The sequence below is a fragment of the Pusillimonas sp. NJUB218 genome (assembly GCF_003788685.1).
GTDB lineage: Bacteria > Pseudomonadota > Gammaproteobacteria > Burkholderiales > Burkholderiaceae_B > Neopusillimonas.
This window is the reverse complement of record NZ_NQMK01000007.1, coordinates 44,541-64,463: the sequence shown is the minus strand read 5'-3', so window position 1 is coordinate 64,463 and position 19,923 is coordinate 44,541. Positions and strand designations below refer to the sequence as shown.

The 19,923-nt window shown below is 56.2% G+C and carries 20 protein-coding genes and 1 tRNA gene; 17 read left to right on the top strand and 4 right to left on the bottom strand.

Annotated elements, in window-relative coordinates:
• Positions 1 to 13 precede the first annotated feature (13 nt).
• Both CHR62_RS10155 and yjgA read right to left on the bottom strand, forming a co-directional pair.
• Entirely contained in the window at positions 14 to 682 is a 669-nt protein-coding gene (locus CHR62_RS10155; RefSeq protein WP_093969421.1) for an alpha/beta hydrolase, read from the bottom strand.
• Between the two features lie 2 nt (positions 683 to 684).
• The gene (yjgA, locus tag CHR62_RS10150; RefSeq protein WP_123660865.1) at positions 685 to 1,230 is read right to left on the bottom strand and encodes a ribosome biogenesis factor YjgA; all 546 of its coding nucleotides are present in this window, start codon (positions 1,228 to 1,230) and stop codon (positions 685 to 687) included.
• Between the two features lie 64 nt (positions 1,231 to 1,294).
• Here yjgA and pmbA point away from each other — a divergent pair, with 64 nt between their 5' ends.
• From pmbA to CHR62_RS10110, 8 genes are all read left to right on the top strand, one after another.
• Positions 1,295 to 2,662: a metalloprotease PmbA gene (gene pmbA / locus CHR62_RS10145; RefSeq protein WP_093969420.1), complete on the top strand. Its 1,368-nt coding sequence runs from the start codon at positions 1,295 to 1,297 to the stop codon at positions 2,660 to 2,662.
• 9 nt (positions 2,663 to 2,671) lie between these two features.
• Positions 2,672 to 3,772, top strand: coding sequence for a TRAP transporter substrate-binding protein (locus CHR62_RS10140; protein ID WP_093969419.1), 1,101 nt, complete (start codon positions 2,672 to 2,674; stop codon positions 3,770 to 3,772).
• Positions 3,773 to 4,008: 236 nt separating this feature from the next.
• Positions 4,009 to 4,437, top strand: coding sequence for a 50S ribosomal protein L13 (gene rplM, locus CHR62_RS10135; protein WP_093969579.1), 429 nt, complete (start codon positions 4,009 to 4,011; stop codon positions 4,435 to 4,437).
• Positions 4,438 to 4,446: 9 nt separating this feature from the next.
• A complete protein-coding gene (gene rpsI, locus CHR62_RS10130) occupies positions 4,447 to 4,839 on the top strand; it encodes a 30S ribosomal protein S9 (RefSeq protein WP_093969418.1) in 393 nt (130 codons plus the stop codon).
• A gap of 150 nt (positions 4,840 to 4,989) precedes the next feature.
• Positions 4,990 to 6,051 carry an N-acetyl-gamma-glutamyl-phosphate reductase gene (gene argC / locus CHR62_RS10125; RefSeq protein WP_093969417.1) on the top strand — a complete coding sequence of 354 codons (1,062 nt, stop codon included), beginning with the start codon at positions 4,990 to 4,992 and terminating at the stop codon, positions 6,049 to 6,051.
• Between the two features lie 64 nt (positions 6,052 to 6,115).
• A complete protein-coding gene (locus CHR62_RS10120; protein ID WP_123660864.1) occupies positions 6,116 to 6,823 on the top strand; it encodes a DUF6776 family protein in 708 nt (235 codons plus the stop codon).
• Between the two features lie 63 nt (positions 6,824 to 6,886).
• Positions 6,887 to 7,255: an iron-sulfur cluster insertion protein ErpA gene (erpA, locus tag CHR62_RS10115; RefSeq protein WP_093969415.1), complete on the top strand. Its 369-nt coding sequence runs from the start codon at positions 6,887 to 6,889 to the stop codon at positions 7,253 to 7,255.
• A gap of 88 nt (positions 7,256 to 7,343) precedes the next feature.
• The gene (locus CHR62_RS10110; RefSeq protein ID WP_123660863.1) at positions 7,344 to 9,188 is read left to right on the top strand and encodes an ABC transporter ATP-binding protein; all 1,845 of its coding nucleotides are present in this window, start codon (positions 7,344 to 7,346) and stop codon (positions 9,186 to 9,188) included.
• Positions 9,189 to 9,216: 28 nt separating this feature from the next.
• On the opposite strand, the gene CHR62_RS10105 is transcribed toward CHR62_RS10110, so the two are convergent.
• Both CHR62_RS10105 and CHR62_RS10100 read right to left on the bottom strand, forming a co-directional pair.
• Positions 9,217 to 10,338, bottom strand: a complete 1,122-nt coding sequence (locus CHR62_RS10105) for an anhydro-N-acetylmuramic acid kinase (RefSeq protein ID WP_123660862.1) — start codon at positions 10,336 to 10,338, stop codon at positions 9,217 to 9,219.
• A gap of 57 nt (positions 10,339 to 10,395) precedes the next feature.
• Complete coding sequence (locus CHR62_RS10100) at positions 10,396 to 11,772, bottom strand: peptidoglycan DD-metalloendopeptidase family protein (protein WP_370318057.1); 1,377 nt, start codon at positions 11,770 to 11,772, stop codon at positions 10,396 to 10,398.
• A gap of 196 nt (positions 11,773 to 11,968) precedes the next feature.
• Between CHR62_RS10100 and tyrS the strand changes: the two genes are divergently transcribed.
• The 9 genes from tyrS to CHR62_RS10055 all read left to right on the top strand — a co-directional run bounded on the left by tyrS (position 11,969) and on the right by CHR62_RS10055 (position 19,858).
• A complete protein-coding gene (tyrS, locus tag CHR62_RS10095) occupies positions 11,969 to 13,195 on the top strand; it encodes a tyrosine--tRNA ligase (protein ID WP_093969411.1) in 1,227 nt (408 codons plus the stop codon).
• Between the two features lie 75 nt (positions 13,196 to 13,270).
• The gene (locus tag CHR62_RS10090; RefSeq protein WP_123660860.1) at positions 13,271 to 13,903 is read left to right on the top strand and encodes a YbhB/YbcL family Raf kinase inhibitor-like protein; all 633 of its coding nucleotides are present in this window, start codon (positions 13,271 to 13,273) and stop codon (positions 13,901 to 13,903) included.
• A gap of 65 nt (positions 13,904 to 13,968) precedes the next feature.
• Positions 13,969 to 15,213: a serine hydroxymethyltransferase gene (gene glyA / locus CHR62_RS10085; RefSeq protein ID WP_123660859.1), complete on the top strand. Its 1,245-nt coding sequence runs from the start codon at positions 13,969 to 13,971 to the stop codon at positions 15,211 to 15,213.
• Between the two features lie 51 nt (positions 15,214 to 15,264).
• A complete protein-coding gene (gene nrdR / locus CHR62_RS10080) occupies positions 15,265 to 15,750 on the top strand; it encodes a transcriptional regulator NrdR (protein ID WP_123660858.1) in 486 nt (161 codons plus the stop codon).
• Between the two features lie 29 nt (positions 15,751 to 15,779).
• Entirely contained in the window at positions 15,780 to 16,946 is a 1,167-nt protein-coding gene (gene ribD, locus CHR62_RS10075; RefSeq protein WP_123660857.1) for a bifunctional diaminohydroxyphosphoribosylaminopyrimidine deaminase/5-amino-6-(5-phosphoribosylamino)uracil reductase RibD, read from the top strand.
• 15 nt (positions 16,947 to 16,961) lie between these two features.
• Positions 16,962 to 17,582, top strand: a complete 621-nt coding sequence (locus CHR62_RS10070) for a riboflavin synthase (RefSeq protein WP_093969407.1) — start codon at positions 16,962 to 16,964, stop codon at positions 17,580 to 17,582.
• A gap of 89 nt (positions 17,583 to 17,671) precedes the next feature.
• A tRNA-Ser gene (locus CHR62_RS10065) sits at positions 17,672 to 17,762 on the top strand.
• A 123-nt stretch (positions 17,763 to 17,885) separates the two neighbouring features.
• Positions 17,886 to 19,118 (top strand): tyrosine-type recombinase/integrase, encoded by a 1,233-nt coding sequence (locus tag CHR62_RS10060; RefSeq protein ID WP_370318056.1) that lies wholly within the window; start codon positions 17,886 to 17,888, stop codon positions 19,116 to 19,118.
• Entirely contained in the window at positions 19,115 to 19,858 is a 744-nt protein-coding gene (locus CHR62_RS10055; RefSeq protein WP_123660855.1) for a hypothetical protein, read from the top strand. Before CHR62_RS10060 ends, CHR62_RS10055 begins: the two co-directional genes overlap by 4 nt.
• Positions 19,859 to 19,923: the final 65 nt, after the last annotated feature.

The following is a 19,923-nucleotide window of genomic DNA, read 5'->3' as shown; positions in this document are numbered from 1 at the left end:
GGGCGCCGGGGGCTTAGACCAGAACCTGTTTGAGGAAGGCCGAGATGTCGCGGATTTCTTCCAGGCATACCGAGTGTGGCATGGGATAGGTTTTCCAGGTAATACCGTAGCCTAGTGCGGTCATGGCGTCGTGCGAAGCTTGAGCGCGTTCGATGGCGACGACCGGGTCTTGGGTGCCATGCGCCATAAAAACAGGTATGTTCGCGTTGGCGGTGTGACGTTCGTTCGCTAGTGTGTCAGCCAAGGGCAAGTAGCCCGATAAACACACCAGACCAGCCAGGGGTTCGGCGTGTCGCAGCCCGGTCTGCAGCGTCATGGCACAGCCTTGCGAAAACCCGGCCAACACAATGTTTTGCGTGGGGATGCCCCGGCTGTTTTCGCGGGCAATCAGCGCTTCGATAGCCGCTTGCGACGCGCGCAGGCCTGTTTCGTCTTCGCGACGCCCGCCAATATCCATAGACAAAATGTCGTACCACGCCCGCATGTGCATACCGTTATTGATGGTCACGGGTTGAACCGGCGCATGGGGGAAAATGAAGCGAATGGCTGGCGATGAGCCCAGGCCCAGTTCGGGAACGATGGGTGCAAAGTCGTTGCCGTCGGCGCCCAAGCCGTGCATCCAGATGACGGCATGCGTTGGGTTGGGGGCAGTTTCGATTTCCAGTGTTTCTAGTGTTGTCATGTTCAGGCGGCGTCGTCGAGTGCTTTAAGGGCCTGGAAGAGCGCGCGATAGTGCTTGCGCTGCGGCGTTTGGCCCGGTTGTAAGGTCTGGTTGTTTTCCGCTTCTTTTCGCCCGGCCCGAATCAGGGCGCGCAAATGCTGAACATCTGCGCCGGGGTACTCGTTAAGCAGCTTGGTCAGGGCGTTATCGTCTTGCAACAACAGGTCGCGCAGTGTCTCAAGACGGTGCATGGCCGCAGTTTGTTCGCGTGATCCATTTTCCCAGATATCAAGCTGGTGCCGGATAGCATCGGCATCGGCGTCGCGCATCAGTTTGCCCACGTAATGAATCTGGCGGCGTCTGCCCTCGCGCGCCGTAGTGCGCTGCGCCAATCGGATGGCTTCGAACAGCTTTTCTTCAAGTGGCAGTTGTTTGATTTTTTCGGGCGACAGGTCGACCAATTGCTTGCCCAGGTCTTGCAGGGCCAGCATGTCGCGCTTGACTTGTGATTTGCTGGGCGGACGATCGTCGAAGTCGTCGTCGAGTTCGTGTTCAGGATGGTTATGCATGTTGGCCGATGAAATCAAAGCGTAATTGGCGATATGATAACTGCCTAACCTGATAAGAGCTGCGATGAGCAAAAAATCCAAGTCACTTCTTCCCATTTCTGAAAACCAGGCGCGTTTTCGCGAGCTTGTGCAAGACGCCCTCAAGTACGCTAAATCTCTGGGGGCTTCCGACGCTGCGGCCGAGGTCTCCGAAAGTGCCGGCTTGTCTGTGTCTGTCCGTAATCTGGGCATTGAAACCGTCGAGCAAACGCGCGACCGGTCGCTCGATATCACCGTATTCGCAGGTCAACAGCGCGGGTCGGCGTCAACGTCCGACTTCTCTAAAAAGGCCTTGCGCGAAACTGTCGACGCTGCCTGGCACATTGCGCGCTATACGGCGGCCGATCCGGCCGCAGGCCTGCCCGATGCCGAGTTCCTGGCACACGACTATCCCGATCTGAAGTTGCATCATGCCTGGGGGGTGTCTTCCGACGAAGCCGCCGAGCTGGCGCTCAAAGCCGAAAAAGCGGCGCGCGATGTCAGCCCGCAAATTACCAACACCGAAGGCGCGTCTGTCGCAACTTTCGAAGGTCATTTTGTGCTGGGCAACAGCCGTGGTTTTTTGGGGGGGTATCCGTACTCGCGCCACAGCTTGTCGGTGGCGCCTATTGCCGGCAAGGGCAACCACATGCAGCGCGACTACTGGTACAGCTCGGTGCGCGACCCTAAGTTGTTGGCTAAGCCCGCTGCAGTCGGCCGCTACGCCGCCGAACGGACGTTATCGCGTTTGTCGGCCAAGCGCATTAAAACGGGTCGTTTTCCGGTGCTCTTCGAGGCGCCTCTGGCGGTGGGTCTGTTGGGTTCGCTGGTTCAGGCAACCAGTGGGGGCGCGCTTTACCGTAAGGCCAGTTTCCTGCTCGATGCGTTGGGTAAGCCCGTAATGGCAGACCACCTTAATGTGCAAGAAGACCCGCTGGTAGTAGGCGGCATGGGCAGCACGCCTTTCGACGACGAAGGCGTGCGCACGCAGGCCCGCGACGTGGTGGTCAACGGCGTATTGCAAGGCTACTTTCTGTCTACCTACACTGCACGCAAGCTGGGGATGCAAACCACGGGTAATGCCGGCGGTTCGCACAATTTAAGCCTAACGTCGCGGCTCACCAATCCCGACGACGACTTCCGGGCCATGCTTAAAAAAATGGGTACGGGCTTTCTGGTCACCGAGCTTATCGGGCAGGGCGTCAATTACGTGACGGGTGATTATTCGCGCGGCGCGTTTGGGTACTGGGTAAAAAATGGTGAGATCGTCCATGCTGTTCAAGAGGTCACCATTGCCGGGAATCTGGCAGATATGTTCCGGCAAATTGTGGCCGTTGGCGCCGACACCATCGTGCGTGGGTCCAAGTCGACCGGTTCTATTCTTATCGAGCAAATGGCCATTGCCGGCCAGTAGGAGTACTGCATGCAACGTCGTTCATTTCTGAAAAAGGCTGGTATGGGTGCTGTGGCTGGCACGGCCGCGTTGGGCGCACCCGTTATGGCACAAGCCAACCCCAAGGTCAGCTGGAAAATGACCTCGACCTACACGCCTTCGTTGCCGCCTCTGTATAGTTCGGCGCAAACGTTCTGCAAAATGGTCGAAGAGGCTTCGGGCGGTAACTTCAGTATTCGTTTGTACCCCGGTGGCGAGATCGTACCTGGGTTCGGTGTCATGGATGCCGTCAGCAACAACACCGTCGAGTGTGGGCAAACGGCGTCTTACTATTTTTACGGGAAAGACCCGACCTTCTGTTTTGACACCGCCGTGCCGTTCGGCTTGAATGCCCGTCAAATGAATGCCTGGATGGATCAGGGCGACGGCCTCAAACTGATGCGCGAGTTGTTTGCTACCCGAAACATCGTCAATTTCCCCATGGGTAATACCGGCACGCAAATGGGCGGCTGGTATCGCAAAGAAATCAAAACACCCGAAGACCTCAAGGGCCTGAAAATGCGCACGGCCGGTTTTGCCGGCGAAGTGCTTTCGCGCCTGGGCGTGGTGCCCCAGCAAATCCCGCCGGGCGACATTTACCCTTCGCTTGAAAAGGGTACGCTTGACGCGGTCGAGTTCGTGGGGCCCGTTGATGATGAAAAACTGGGTTTGCAAAAGGTAGCCAAATACTATTACTACCCGGGTTGGTGGGAAGGTTCTGCCCAGTTGTCGTTGTACGTTAACGATGGCGCTTACAACCAGTTGCCCAAGCAGTATCAGGCCATTATTGCTATGGCCACCCGTTACGCTGGTCAGCAATTACTTACCGATTACGACGCGCATAATGCTTCAGCCTTACGGCGTCTGGTTGCCAGCGGGGCTGTGCTGCGGGCGTTTCCGCTTGATGTCATGAACGCTTCTTTTGATGCCGCGAATGTGGTCTATAAAGAGTTTTGCGACAAGTATCCGCAATTCAAGAAAGTGTTTGATAACTACATGGGTTTCCGCGACGAAGTCTCGCCCTGGTTCCGTCTGGCCGAGGGCAGTTACGATAACTACCTGAATGTCGCTTTGGCGCGTGCCAAGAAATAAGATTCAACAAAAACAATAATTTATGCTACTATAGTGGGCTTTTCTGGAAGTGCACGGGCGAACCGTGGGGCAACGAGGCTGGGTGTTTGCAAGCAAGGCTTGTTGGCGCTGGGTCGTTTAAGTTGACCTTATAACAACGCTTTGGCGCTTTTGGTGAAAGAAACCATATGTTTAATATGTGCGGGCCTGCGCATTTTTTGGCGTCGGCTTTGCGCTTTAATTTATTAGGAACCATCATGAAGACCTTTGTGGCCAAGCCGCATGAAGTCAAGCGTGACTGGTACGTGATTGACGCCAAGGGTAAAGTCCTCGGGCGTGTGGCCAGCGAAGTCGCACGTCGTCTGCGCGGCAAGCACAAGCCAGAATTCACACCACACGTTGACACCGGTGATTACATCGTTATCATCAACGCGGCCGACATCGTCGTTACCGGCAATAAAGCCCTCGACAAGCGCTACTACCGTCACTCGGGTTACCCCGGCGGTATTACCGAAACCAACTTCCAGAAAATGCAGCAGCGTTTTCCTGGTCGTGCCCTCCAGAAAGCGGTCAAAGGCATGTTGCCTAAGGGCCCCCTGGGTTATGCCATGGCCAAGAAGCTCAAGATTTACGCCGGCGCCGAGCACCCGCACTCCGCTCAGCAGCCTAAACCGCTGGAAATCTAAGGATAGGTCATGATCGGTAATTGGAACTATGGCACCGGCCGCCGCAAAACTTCGGTAGCACGTGTGTTCTTGAAAAAAGGTTCGGGCAAAATCGTTGTTAACGGTAAGCCTGTTGATGAATACTTCGCTCGCGAAACGGGTCGCATGGTGGTTCGCCAGCCGCTCGAACTCACGGGTCACCTCGAGTCGTTCGATTTTCACATCAACGTTCACGGTGGTGGCGAAAGCGGTCAGGCAGGTGCAGTGCGTCACGGCATCACCCGCGCCCTGATCGACTACGACGAAACCCTCAAGCCCGCGCTCAAGCAGGCTGGTCTCGTTACTCGCGATGCCCGAGAAGTCGAACGTAAAAAAGTGGGTTTCCACAAAGCACGTCGTCGCAAGCAGTTCAGCAAGCGCTAATTGTTTTGTGTACCCCGGGCCGCTGCAGTGGTATTGCGCGGTCCAGTCAAAAGCCCTGGCGCCATGCCGGGGCTTTTGCTTTGTGCCTGCATAAGTCGCGCAGGCGTTGCATAATTACGGTGTTAGGCACTCAAATTTTCAAGGAACATCATGTCAGGTGCATTGGGCAAGAAAATCAAGGTAGGTATTGTGGGCGGCACGGGCTACACCGGTGTCGAGCTGTTGCGTTTGCTGTCGCAGCACCCCAACGTCGAACTCACCGCGATTACGTCGCGCAAAGAAGACGGCATGCCGGTGGCCCAGATGTATCCCAACCTGCGTGGCCACGTCGACCTGTGCTTTGCTACACCCGAAAATGCTGCGCTCGACCAGTGCGACGTGGTGTTTTTTGCTACGCCACACGGCGTGGCCATGAGTCAGGCACAGGCCTTGCTAGACAAGGGCGTGCGCATTATCGACCTGGCTGCCGATTTTCGTTTGCAAGACACGGCGGTCTTCGAGAAATGGTACAAAATGCCGCATGTCTGCCCCGACATCCTAGCCGATTCGGTCTATGGTCTGGTCGAACTTAACCGTATGAAAATATCTGGCGCCAGTGTGGTGGGTAACCCAGGGTGTTATCCCACCACGGTTATCCTGGGTTTGCTGCCCTTGCTCGAAGGCGGCAAGGCGCTGGTCGACACCCAGCACATTATTGCTGATTGCAAGTCGGGGGTATCGGGCGCTGGTCGTAAGGCCGAGGTCGCCACCTTGTTCTCCGAAGCCAGCGACAGTTTCAAGGCCTACGGGGTAGCGGGGCATCGTCATCACCCCGAAATTGCCGAACAGCTGTCGGCCATTGCCGGCAAGCCTGTCGGTTTGACGTTCGTGCCGCATCTGGTGCCCATGATTCGCGGTATGTTCTCGACGCTTTATCTGCGTATTTTGCCCGAAGCACTCGACACCGATTTTCAGGCGCTTTTCGAGGCACGGTATGCCGACGAGGCCTTTATCGACGTCATGCCGCCGGGCAGCCAGCCCGAAACCCGTTCTGTGCGGGCGTCCAATCATTTGCGTATTGCCGTTCACCGCCCCAGCCCCGGTCAATTAGTGGTGCTGGTTATTCAAGATAACCTTGTCAAAGGGGCGTCTGGTCAGGCCGTGCAAAATATGAACCTGATGTTTGGTCTGCCCGAAACCACCGGGCTCAATCATGTGGCGGTTTTGCCCTGACGTATAAGCGGGTGCCGCGCACCTGCGCGACGGAACTTTTCCGTAGTTTTTGGGTCGACTCTGTATGAAACACAATCAAGTCGGCCTGGTACGTTACTGGCCAAAAATTGTTTGGCCAGTCGTGGTGGTGGCCGCACTGTTTGCTGGTTTTATGTTTGGTCAGCATACGCGGTCGGGCGATCAAGCCAGCCGCTTCGAAGCCTTGCAAACCCGGTTCGACGTTACCGTGGCTCAAATGGGTTTCGATATGGCTAAACTGACCACCGAGCGCGACGCGCTTCAAAGCCAGTTGCTGGTCGAGCAAACCACGCGCAGTAGTCTCGAAACCACGCTGAATGCCGCCCAGTCTGATCTTGCCAGCGCTCGCGAACGGTTGGCCTTCTACGAGCAGTTGTTGCCGCCTGGTCCCGCTGGCGCAGTGACCGTCAGAGCGTTCGATATCGAGCCCAGGGCAGGGTTGTTGTCTTATCGGGTGCTGCTGATGCGCAACGGTACGTCGGGTTCTGGCTTTAATGGCCTTATGGAGTTTGTGGCTAATGGGGTGCAAAAAGGGAAAAACGTTAAAATAACGTTAAAGCCCGCAGCCGGGGTCGGTGCAAGCAACACCGAGCAAAGCCAGTCTACCCCGTTAAAACTCAGTTTCGACCAGTTCCAGCGTGCCGAAGGTCTGCTTGATTTACCCGAGGGTTTTGTGCCCAAGTCGGTAACGCTTAACGTCATGGAAGGCTCGGCCGTACGTGCAACACGCACTGTTAATCTGGCCGCCGACTAGGTTGTGCGGGTCTATGTGTAAATGCAGTTCAATGGCGGCCATTGGCCGTACCGGAGTTAAAAAATGAGCAATGTGACTGAATCCGTTGATCTTCAAGCCCCCCCACCAGCCCTGGTGTTTACCGATGCTGCGGCGGCAAAAGTCAAAGACCTGCTCGCCGAAGAAGGCAACCCCGAACTCAAATTGCGCGTTTTCGTGCAAGGCGGTGGTTGCTCGGGTTTTCAGTATGGCTTCACGTTCGATGAAGTCATCAATGAAGATGACACTGCCATCGACAAAGAAGGTGTCCAGCTGTTAATCGACCCCATGAGCTTCCAGTATCTGGTCGGCGCCGAAATCGACTACAAAGACGACCTCGAAGGCTCGCAGTTTGTCATTCGGAACCCCAACGCAACGTCTACTTGCGGCTGTGGCTCGTCGTTCTCGGCGTAAACCCGCTTTCTGATCCGTTTCACGGTATCGCAGGGCCCTGTTCCTTACGGACCAGGGCTCTTTTGTTTTACTCAAGGGCATCTCAATCATGAAACCCGATGTGTTTGGCCGAATCGAAGGCCTGCTTGATCCGTTTCCGCCCGATGCAGTGCCGGTACCTCCTAAGGGGCTGCTGCCATTTTTATGGGCGTGCACCCGCGGTGCGCGCGGCTATATTGCTTGGCTAGCGGTATTCAGCGCTGCCGTTTCTATCTACGAAGCCTGGCTGTTTGCGTTTTTAGGTCAAGTTGTTGATTACCTGGCCGTATGGGATGCCAATGGCCCAATATCGACCCACGAGCGTAGTGTGCTGTGGGGTATTGGCATTGTGTTGGTTACCAGTATTGTGCTGGTGGCTTTACGTACGATGGTGCAGCATCAGGCCCTTGCCATTAATTTGCCGCTACGTTTGCGCTGGGATTTCCACCGCCTGATGCTGCGGCAAAGCTTGTCTTTTTTTGCTGACGAGTTTGCGGGCCGGGTGACGACTAAAGTCATGCAGACCGCATTGGCCGTACGCGACGTACTGCTGACGTTCTGCGAAATTGTGGTGGGCATGGGGGTGTACTTCGTTACCATCATTGCCCTGGCGGGCAGTTTCGACCTGCGCCTGATGCTGCCTTTTGTGGGCTGGATCATTCTGTATGCGCTGGCCATGTTCTATTTTGTGCCGCGCCTGGGTAAGGTTGGGCAAGAGCAGGCGCACGCCCGCTCATCAATGACGGGGCGCATTACCGATGCCTATTCCAACATTACTACGGTAAAGCTGTTCTCGCATACCCGGCGCGAGGCCCAGTTTGCGCGTGCCGCCATGGAAGACTTCAAGTTAACGGGTTACCGGCAAATGCGGCTGGTCAGCCAGTTTGAAATCGTGAACCAGGCGTTGGTGGTGGGGCTGATACTGGCGGCAGGGGGTTACACCCTGGCGCTTTGGCACGCCAACGAAGTCGGTACCGGGGCAGTGGCCGCCGTAACGGCTATGGCACTGCGTATCAATGGCATGTCGCACTGGATCATGTGGCAAATGGCGTCGCTGTTCGAGAACATTGGCACGGTGCAAGATGGCATTGCCACCTTAACGCACCCACCCAAAGTGCAAGACAAGCCCGGGGCGCCCGCGCTGCAGGTCAAACAAGGCGAGGTCACGTTTGACAGCGTTTCGTTTAATTACAACGGCGAGCGCCAGGTGTTCGATGGCTTGAACCTGCGCGTCAAGCCGGGCGAGAAAATCGGCCTGGTGGGTCGGTCTGGCGCCGGCAAGTCTACGCTCATCAGCTTATTGTTGCGTTTCTACGATGTAGACTCGGGTCAGATTCGTATCGATGGCCAAGATATCGCCCAAGTCAGCCAGGACAGCCTGCGCAGTGTTATTGGTATGGTTACGCAAGACACCTCGTTGTTGCACCGATCTATCCGCGACAATATTGCCTATGGTCGCCCCGACGCCACTGACGACGACGTCATGACGGCGGCACGGCGCGCCCAAGCCGATCTATTTATCAATCAATTGAGTGACCCTAAGGGTAATCGGGGTTTCGACACGCTGGTTGGCGAGCGGGGCGTCAAGTTGTCCGGCGGGCAGCGTCAGCGTATTGCCATTGCCCGGGTCATGCTTAAAAATGCACCCATTTTGTTACTCGACGAAGCGACCAGTGCGCTGGATTCGGAAGTCGAGCAGGCCATTCAAGAGAGCCTGAATGAGATCATGGAAGGCAAGACAGTGATCGCCATAGCGCATCGTTTGTCGACGATTGCTGCGTTGGATCGCTTGATTGTGCTTGATGACGGCAAGATTATCGAAGAGGGCAGTCACGCTGAGTTGTTGAAAAAGAATGGTGTGTATGCGCGGCTGTGGCAGCACCAGAGCGGCGGATTTTTGGCGCAGGAAGATTAGCGTTATTGCCGCACTTAAGCGACAGGGCTCAGGCCTTGTGCAAACAGCCCAGTATGGTGGCCCGTCGGGCCCCGGTTACCGACGGTTGGCCGGCTGGGTGGTTGTTTACATACGCCCAGGCCAGCCAGGCAAACGCCAGTGCTTCGACGTCTTGTACCGGTACCCCGACATGGCTGGTGGCATGCACCGGGCAGTCAAGCCGCTCGTGCAGAGCGGTCATTAGGGCGTCATTCAGGGCGCCGCCACCACAAACCAAAAGCTCTTGTGTGCGGCTGGCATGGGTAGTCACAGCATCGGCCACGGTTTGTGCCGTCAGCGCCAGAAGTGTGGCTTGTATGTCGGCATCAGCCAGGGGTTGGTGTGGATTAGTTGCGTGCCAGGCGCTGAGTCGGGTTGAGAGCCAGGCCTGGTTGAACAGGTCGCGGCCGGTTGATTTTGGTGGGGGTAGGCGAAACCACGGGTCTTCGAGCAGCAAGGTCAGCAATTGGGGGTTGACACTGCCGCTGGCTGCCCATTGCCCCTTGTGGTCGTAGGGGCGGCTTGTTTTTAGCTGGCACCAGAGGTCCATTAGTACATTGGCCGGGCCGGTATCGAACCCGCGAACAGGCTGCCCGGGTTCGAGTATGGTGATGTTGGCTATGCCGCCCAGGTTTAGCACGGTGCGCGGGTAAGTCGACGAGAACAAGGCCTGGTGGAAGGCGGGTACCAAGGGTGCGCCGTGGCCACCAGCGGCGACGTCGCGGGTACGAAAGTCGGCAACAACGTCAATACCCGAGAGTTCGGCTAGCAGGGCCGGCGCATTCAGCTGCAGTGTGTAACCGGCAAGCGGGTCGTGCCTGACGGTTTGCCCGTGGGCGCCAATGGCGACAACCTGGCTGGCGTCCAGGTCGGTCTGTTCGAGTAGTTTTGCGCATACTTGGGCATACTGCCGAACCAGTTGATTAGACGCATGGGCGCTACGAACCAGCTCGTCGGGCCCGCTGATGTTCAGGGCCAGCAAGGTTTGGCGTAGTTCGGGCGGCAAGGGCAGCGACGCGCTGGCCAGCGTGCGGGGCTGGTTTGGGCGACTGAAATCGGCCAGCACGCCGTCGATTCCGTCAGTGCTTGTGCCCGACATCAGGCCAATGTAATAGGCGGGGGCTTGAGGCATAAAAAGTAACCGCTGAAATGAAAACCCCACCGCGAGGGGTGGGGTGCTTGCCTTGGCTTATTCGGCTCTGGCGAGTTTGACCTCGGCGTCTTCGGCGCTGTTGCCTTCGTCTTGCAAGGCGGCCAGCAACTGGAAGTGGCTTTGGAAGCTGTCGAGTTTTGACTGGAACGCCGCCAATTGCTTGGGCGTTAGCACTTTGGCGACGGGCAGGTCGACTGACAGCGGGTCGACAGGCTTGCCGCCAACGCGGAATTCGTAGTGCAAGTGCGGGCCGGTCGCCCAGCCGGTAGACCCGACATACCCAATAAGCTGGCCCTGCTCGACCCGGTCGCCTTTGCCAAGGCCGTCAGCAAAGCGACTTTGATGGGCGTAATAGGTGGAGATGTTGTTGCCATGCTTGAGGATGACGATCTTGCCAAAACCATTTTGGTTGCCGATGAAGTCGACAACGCCGTCGGCGGTGGCATGGATGGGCGTACCGGTAGGCGCAGCGTAGTCGACGCCGTTATGGCCCCGCCAGCTGCCGTGTACTGGATGACGACGCATGCCAAACGTAGAGCTGACGCGAGAGAACTTGAGGGCTGAGCGCAAGAAAGCGCCTTTCAGGCTTTTGCCGTCGAAATCGTAGTAGCCGCCTGATTCGCCTTCGGGTTGGAACCAGACAGCATCGTAGGTCTTGTTGCCGTTGTTGAACTCGAGCGCCAAAACTCGGCCTGAGCCGACTTCTTTGCCTTCGTGCGAGTGCGTTTCGTAAACGATGCGAAAGCGATCGCCCTTGCGCAGGTCGCGCATGAAGTCGATTTTGCTACCCAGAATTTCGGCCATTTGAAAAGTAATGGCGTCTGGGATGTTGGCGGCGTCAGTGGCGCCAAACAGCGAATGCGTAATTTCGCCTTCGGCAATACGCATTTGGGTTTCGGTGGCTTCGGCTTGTTCTAGCGCAGTAAAGCCGTTGTTGCCATCGGGGCGTACTTCAAGCCATTTGGAAACGAATGCGTTGCCGTCGCGCGCACCCGGCGTGTGGTAATAGCGAAGCCATTGCAGCCCACCTTGTGCATCAAGGGCGGCTTGTACGGTGCGGCCAGGGTACAGTTTGTAAATAGAGCGCGCGCCTTCGTTCTGGACCAAAAACTGCTGAAGGTTGGCTTCTTGGACGTTAAGACGTTGCAAGACGGCAGCCAGTGTGTCGCCCGGCCGAATACGTGTCTCGTCGATGAACGGCGATTGTTCGAGGGCGACTTCGGGCAGAGTGGGAAGCGTGCTGGGCAAGCTAAGTGTTTGCCGCGCTTGATATACTGCGGGGGGAGCTGCTTCGGTAATGGGCTTGACCACCGCCAGCGCGCCGGCTGTTGCAAAAAGGCCAAGGGCCACCAGCATCAGGCCGCCGGTAATATAGTGATGTGTGGGTTTGTCGGTTGGCTGTTTTTTTGACATGTTTGGCATGTGAACGGCCCGTGTTTGGCCCGCATATTTCCTGTTACTGAAGATTGCGTGTCAACCTGGTTGGCAATTGCAAAAACAAGCCCGTGGTTAGTTTGCAACGCGCACCGCTTTAATTAACACGGTATGCTATCGCATTGCTTGACTATTTTCGAGTATTTTTTCATTTTTTCTTATCAACGGTCGTTATATGTCGTCGCCAGAAGTTGTCATTACCCCCGAAATAGAAGCAGATTTGCGCGTAGTTAAGCGAGGATGCGACGAATTGTTGGTAGAGAGCGAATTTGTAAAAAAGCTCGCCCGCAGTCGCGCCACGGGTCAGCCGTTACGTATTAAGCTGGGGCTCGACCCTACCGCTCCCGACATCCATTTGGGACACACGGTGGTGTTGAACAAAATGCGTCAGTTGCAAGACTTGGGGCACACCGTCATCTTTCTTATTGGTGACTTCACCTCCATGATTGGCGACCCCAGTGGTCGTAACGCCACCCGTCCGCCGCTCACGCCCGAACAGATCCAGGAAAACGCCAAGACTTATTACGCCCAGGCCAGTCTGGTTCTCGATCCATCCAAAACCGAAATTCGCTATAACTCCGAATGGTGTGACCCATTGGGCGCACGAGGCATGATTCAGCTGGCGTCCCGCTACACCGTAGCGCGCATGATGGAGCGCGAAGACTTTACCCGTCGCTTCAAGCAGGGCATTCCTATTTCGGTGCACGAGTTTCTCTACCCGCTCATGCAGGGCTACGATTCGGTCGCGCTTAAGGCCGATCTCGAACTGGGCGGTACCGACCAGAAATTCAACTTGCTGGTCGGGCGCGAGCTGCAAAAAGAATACGGCCAAGAGCCGCAGTGCATTTTGACCATGCCGTTGCTCGAAGGCACCGACGGGGTCGACAAAATGTCGAAGTCCAAGGGAAATTACATTGGCATTACCGAAACGCCTGACAGCATGTTTGGCAAGCTCATGTCTATTTCCGATACGCTCATGTGGCGGTATTTCGAACTGTTGTCGTTCCGTACCCAAGACGAAATTGCGCTTCTGCAAAAGGCCGTGAACGACGGCGCCAACCCGCGCGACACTAAAGTTTTGCTCGCGCAAGAAATCGTTGGGCGCTTCCACTCCGAGAAAGACGCCCACGAAGCCCTGGCGCGTTTCGAGGCGCGTTTCCGCGACGGCGTTATCCCGGATGACATGCCTGAAGTGCAGTTGGCGGGGGCGCCGTTGGGTATTCTTAAAGTGCTGCGCGAAGCCGGCCTGGTTGCGTCGGGCGCCGAAGCTCAGCGCAATGTCGAGCAAGGCGGGGTTCGTGTCGATGGCACACGCATTGAAGACAAGGGTTTGCAGTTGCCGGCCGGCACCTATGTGGTGCAGGTAGGTAAGCGCAAGTTTGCCCGTGTCACGGTTGCTTAAATCCGGTCGCCATTTTTCGGTTGCGGCACGCCAAATACTCTGTAGCATGATCCGGTCCAGCATTCAGGAGGCCTTATGAAACTGACCAGTAAATCTTTTGCCGACCAGCAGTTCATTCCGCAAGCTAACGCTTTCGGGAAGATCGACTCCGAATCGCATATCGCCCTTGCGGGTAACCGCAACCCCCACCTGGCCTGGGTCGATGCGCCCGAAGGGACAAAATCTTTTGTCGTTGTGTGCCACGACCCCGACGTGCCCAGCAAGGGTGACGACGTCAACCAAGAGGGGCGCGAAGTGCCCGCCAGTTTGCCGCGCGTCGATTTTTACCATTGGGTGCTGATTGATGTGGCCGGATCGGTACGTGAAATCGCCGAGGGTGCTTATTCGGACGGCATCACGCCGCGTGGCAAGGGTGGCCCTTTGGCCGCCAACGATACCCGTCAGGGCGTTAATGATTACACCGGCTGGTTTGCCGCCGACCGCGACATGAGCGGCGATTACTTCGGCTATGACGGCCCGTGCCCCCCCTGGAACGACGCCATTGTGCACCGTTACGTGTTCACGGTGTATGCCCTTGATATCGAACGCGTTCCGCTCGAGGGCCGTTTTACGGGCCCCGATGTGTTGCGTGCTATTCAGGGGCATGTGCTTGCGCAGGCGGCCCTTACCGGCAAATACACCCTGAACCCGGCGCTTGCCGGCGCTTAGGTGGTTTACAGGCGGCCGGGTTAAAATGCCGTTTGACCTTTATTTTGCACTTCCTAGGATTCTTCATGTTTGACCGCTCGCGTACGCTTGATCACGTCGACCCCGAATTGTGGGCCGCCATTCAAAAGGAAAATGTTCGTCAGGAACAGCATATCGAACTGATTGCCTCCGAGAACTACACCAGCCCCGCCGTTATGCAGGCTCAGGGCACCCAGCTGACCAACAAGTACGCCGAGGGTTACCCAGGTAAGCGTTACTACGGCGGTTGCGAGTACGTCGACATCGTCGAGCAACTGGCGATCGATCGTCTGAAAGAACTGTTCGGTGCCGAAGCTGCCAACGTGCAGCCCAACTCTGGTTCGCAGGCTAATCAGGGCGTTTACATGGCGGTGCTTAAGCCCGGTGACACCGTATTGGGCATGAGCCTGGCCGAAGGTGGCCACCTTACGCATGGTTCGCCGGTTAACGCATCGGGCAAGCTGTACAACTTTATTTCGTATGGCCTCGACGCCAACGAAGCCATCGACTACGACAAGCTGGAAGAGCTGGCCAAAACCCACAAGCCCAAGCTGGTGGTCGGCGGCGCGTCGGCCTATTCGCTGCGTATCGACTTCGAACGTATGGCCCGTATCGCACACGATAACGGCGCGCTGTTCATGGTCGATATCGCCCACTACGCGGGCTTGGTTGCTGGCGGCGCCTACCCCAACCCCTTCCCGCACGCCGATTTCGTCACTTCGACCACGCACAAATCGCTGCGCGGTCCGCGCGGTGGCGTCATCATGATGAAAGCCGAGTTCGAAAAGATCATCAATTCGGCTATTTTCCCCGGTATTCAGGGCGGCCCGTTGATGCACGTTATTGCTGGCAAGGCTGTGGCTTTCAAAGAAGCCTTGCAACCCGAGTTCAAAACTTACGCGGCACAGGTTATTAAAAACGCCGACGTTCTGGCTCGTACGTTGGTTGAGCGTGGCCTGCGTATTGTGTCAGGTCGCACAGAAAGCCATGTGATGCTGGTCGATCTGCGTCCCAAGGGGATTACCGGTAAAGTGGCTGAAGCGGCCTTGGGTCAGGCGCATATTACGGTTAATAAAAACGCTATTCCCAACGATCCCGAAAAGCCCTTTGTCACCAGCGGTATTCGTTTGGGTACGCCTGCCATGACCACGCGCGGTTTCAAAGAAGCCGAAGCCGAACTCACCGGTCACTTGATTGCCGATGTGCTCGACAACCCGGAAAACGAAGCCGTCATTGCCGACGTGCGTGCACGCGTCAACGAATTGACCGCGCGCCTGCCGGTTTACCGCTAATCCCTCAAGGGTCAGGCCTGTCGTGTGTGTTGCGCCAGGCCTGTCTAAACCATGAAATGCCCGTTCTGTAATGGTTCCGACACACAGGTCATCGACTCTCGCGTTTCCGAAGAGGGCGATACCATTCGTCGGCGCCGCCGTTGCATGGCTTGTGAACGGCGCTTCACCACCTACGAACGGGTCGAGCTGTCGATGCCCGCCGTGGTCAAGCGAAACGGTACACGCACTGAGTTCGATCTTGAAAAATTGCGTGGCAGCCTGAAGCTTGCGCTTCGAAAGCGGCCAGTCAGTACTGAGCAAGTTGATGCGGCCGTAGCACGTATTGAAGAAAGCCTGTTGACGAGTGGCAAGCGCGAAGTTTCAACGGGCTATTTGGGCGAGTTGGTCATGAACGAACTGATCAAGCTTGATCAGGTGGCCTACGTGCGGTTCGCCTCAGTCTATAAAAGTTTCGAAGATATCAACGAGTTCGTCAAAGCTATTGACGAAATCAAGGTCGAGCCTGTCTCGGGCGGTCGCGCATCAAAGGGTGCATGATGGCGGGCGGCGCTGGTGGCGTGCCCGCTATGTCACGGGTAACCGAGGTCGATCTTCACTGGATGCGTCAGGCCATTTCGCTTAGCGCGAGTGTGCTTTTCTTGACCAGTCCTAACCCACGCGTTGGTTGCGTCATTGTCAAAGACGGCCAATTGTTGGCGTCTGGTGCGACGCAAGCCGTGGGCGGCCCACATGCCGAAGTCATGGCGTTGCGGCAGGCCCAAGAGCGCGGCGTCGATGTCGCCGGGTCTACGGTATATGTGACGCTCGAGCCCTGCAGTCATTTTGGTCGCACGCCGCCGTGTGTCGATGCGCTTGTGGCTGCGCGTCCTGCACGTGTGGTCATTGCCATGTCCGACCCCAACCCCTTGGTCAGTGGTCGTGGCGTTGCCCGGTTGCGCGCAGCGGGTATCGAGGTGTCAGTGCCGGTCTGTGCCGATGAGGCGCTTGAATTGAACCCCGGGTTTGTGGCGCGCATGACGCGCAAAGCGCCGTGGGTATGGGTTAAGTCGGCGGCGTCGCTCGATGGGCAGACTGCGCTGGTTAACGGGGTGTCACAATGGATTACGGGGCCCCTGGCCCGTGCCGACGGCCACCACTGGCGGGCACGTAGTTGTGTGGTGTTAACAGGCCTGGGCACGGTGCTGGCCGATAATCCGCAGTTGACTGTGCGCGAGGTTGACACGCCGCGCCAGCCGGTTCGCGCTGTCGTCGATACGCATTTCCAGGTGCCTGAAACCGCCCGGCTTTTCGACGGCGGGCGGGTGCTGGTGTTTACTTGCGTGGTCAATCACGACAAAGCACAACGGCTAGCCGATTGCGGTGTTCAGGTGGTGGTGCTGCCCGAGCACGATGGCCATGTCGATTTGATGGCGGTCATGCAGTGGTTGGGCGCCAATGAGTTCAACGAGATTCATGTCGAGGCGGGTGCGCGTTTGCACGGGGCGTTGCTGCAGGCGGGCCTGGTCGACGAATTGCTGGTGTATTTTGCACCCATGGTGCTGGGCCCTGGGCAGGGTATGTTTGCGCTGCCTGGGTTAAGTGGTTTGGGTGACGTCCAGCGTTACGATTTTTTAGCGCCGGTTGGTATTGGCCCCGATTTGCGTGTGCGTGCGCGCCGCGCCGATCGCTGGGCTGATCTGCTGGCGGCGGTATCAACTGATTTATCGGGTGGGCATACAGTGCCGGCCCACTGACTTAGGGTGTGATTTATGTTTACAGGGATTGTTGCGGCGGTTGGCAAGATTGTTGATGTTCAACCGCTGAAGGCCGGCGAAGATGACGCGGGCGTGCGCCTGACACTTGAGGCGGGTGGATTGCCGCTCGAACATACGCGCTTGGGTGATTCAATCGCGATTCAAGGCGCCTGCATGACAGTCGTCGAGTTTACGAGCTCAACGTTCAAGGTCGATGTGTCTCGCGAGAGCTTGAACCGGACGGCGGGGTTGGATGCGATCGGCGAGGTGAACCTGGAGCATGCGTTGCGCATGGGCGATTCACTAGACGGGCATCTGGTGTCGGGTCATGTCGACGGCCTGGGCGAGGTCGTGCGTTTCGAGCCGGTGGGGGAATCGTGGGATTTACGCATTCGGGTGCCGGCCAGTTTGGCGAAATATCTGGCCTATAAGGGTTCGATTACGGTAAACGGGGTCAGCTTAACGGTAAACCAGGTCGACGACGCAGCCGATGGTAGCTGCGAGATCCGGATCAACCTGATTCCGCATACGGTGCAAGTGACGACGCTGAAGCATTTGAAGGCGGGTAGTGCGGTTAACCTGGAAATTGACATGATTGCGCGTTATGTTGAGCGCATGGTGAGCAAGACGGTATAGGTTTTTGATTTTGCCGTATTTCTGTTAGAATGACGGACTTCGCTTTGGTGAGGCTTTGTGCCTTGCCTGCCAGTAGTTAAAAGCGATTAGGACAGGTGGCCGAGCGGTTGAAGGCGCACGCCTGGAAAGCGTGTATACGTGAATAGCGTATCGGGGGTTCGAATCCCCCTCTGTCCGCCAAGAATTAGTCTACAGCAGTAGGCGATAGTATAGAAACCCGCATGTTTACGGACATTGCGGGTTTTTTTGTGTCTGCATCAATAGACGGTAGTTGATTGACATATACGGTATTGTGACGGTATTTTGGACGGTATCCATCTGCCGACAGGAATAAATACCGTCATGAACCTATCTGATGTTGCTGTGCGTCAAGCTAAGCCAAAGGAAAAACCGTATAAGTTGGTTGACGGTACCGGTTTGTATTTGTTGGTGAATAAGGCGGGGAAGTATTGGCGCTATGACTATCGGTTTGGCGAGAAACGCAAAACTATTTCCTATGGCGTCTACCCCGTCATGACCTTATCGGCTGCGCGTGAGGCGCATCTGGTGGCTAAACGAGAGTTAGGTGAGGGTCGCGATCCAATGGCGGGGCGCAAGGCCGAAAAGCGGGCCGATGCCATGACTTTTAAATCGGTGGCTGAGAAATGGTTCAGGCATTGGAAACCTAGTAAGACCGATAAACATGCTGCGGAAGTGTGGCGGAGACTAGAGTTGGATATTTTGCCAGCCCTGGGCAGTGTTCCGGCCAAAGATCTGACGGCGGCTCAAGTGCGCGATTGCATCAAGACTATCGAAGCAAGGGGTGCGCTGGATATTGCCAAGCGTCAGCTACAAAAATGCAGCCAAATTATGCGGTATGCGGTGGCCCATGACTTGGCTAGCCGTAACCCGGTAGCCGACATACAGCCTTCTGATATTTTGCCCGCCAGGAAGAAGCGCAACTATTCCCGCATTGACGCCAAAGACCTGCCCCAGCTATTGCATGATATGGATGCTTACACAGGTGGCGAACATACACGGTTAGCCCTGCAACTGATGGTGCTGGTCTTTGTTCGTACCAGTGAGTTGATCTGTGCGAAATGGGATGAGTTTGATTTTGATGCAGGCCGTTGGAGTATCCCAGCAGAGCGCATGAAGATGCGTACCCCCCATATCGTACCCCTTAGCAAGCAGGCGTTGGCCGTCTTGCAAAAGCTGCAAGCCCTATCCTATGGTCGGGAATTTGTCTTTCCTGCGGATACCGGAAAGCCCACGCACATGAGCAATAACACCATTTTGTACGCGCTGTATCGCATGGGTTATAGGGGGCGAATGACAGGCCACGGTTTCAGAGGCGTGGCGTCCACTATCTTGCACGAGCAGGGTTGGCCCCACGAGCATATCGAACTACAGCTCGCACACCAAGAGCGCGACGACGTATCAGCGGCGTATAACCATGCGCTGTATTTACCCCAGCGGGCCAAGATGATGCAGGCCTGGGCCGACCATTTGGATGCGCTGCGCGTAGCTAATGTGGTGGCTATGAGGCGGGCATGATGACTATGATGTCAAATACAAATTATTACAAGGCACTTCTTCGGTGGGTAGGGCGTGTACCTGACCATGGTAAAGCGCTTGGACTGTTAACCGCATCTGTCGAAGCTTGCATGTTATTGGCGCACCGCTCAGTTTCGGATCTTGAGTCGATGCTGGATGTAATGAATAAGCACCTTTCAGAGTCTGATGGAGAAATAGACTTTGTGGCGTATCGACTCCCGCGACCGGAGCTTAATTGGCAATTACACGGAGAGGGGGTTTGGAGGCTGGCGGTTATTGCCGTTAGCGACCCAATATTAATGAGACTGCGTGTAGAAAAATGGGAGCTTGTTGCTGCTGTGGCGTTGCTTTGGTCGAGGCAAGCAGTTGATGTGCTTAAGAAGGAGCCAATAGGATTAGGCATTTATCCGCGTGTCGCAGGTCAGAAGGCGCAGCGTCTTGCTTCACGTGCTAAGGAGTTTTTGTCCTATGCACAGCGAGAAAGGGATGCTCTAGATATCACGGTCGGACGAAACAATCGTAATGCACAACGTGACAAGGCTAGCAAGAAGGGAGATGCATGGCGTCAAGAGGCATGTAGACGGTACAGGGCCTTTGAGGGGAGACGAAGTTATGCAGAATGGGGGCGACAGTTGGAGTACACGGAATTTACTGATAACTCAGGCACGCGAAGAATATTTCCATCAACTGACACCATCAAAGCTTTTCTTAGTAAAGCCAAAAAAGAAGGCCTTATATAGTTTTTACTTATGTGGTTTGCCGGGCAACTCGTATGCCTTGCCCGGCTACTGTGATTACTATTTAG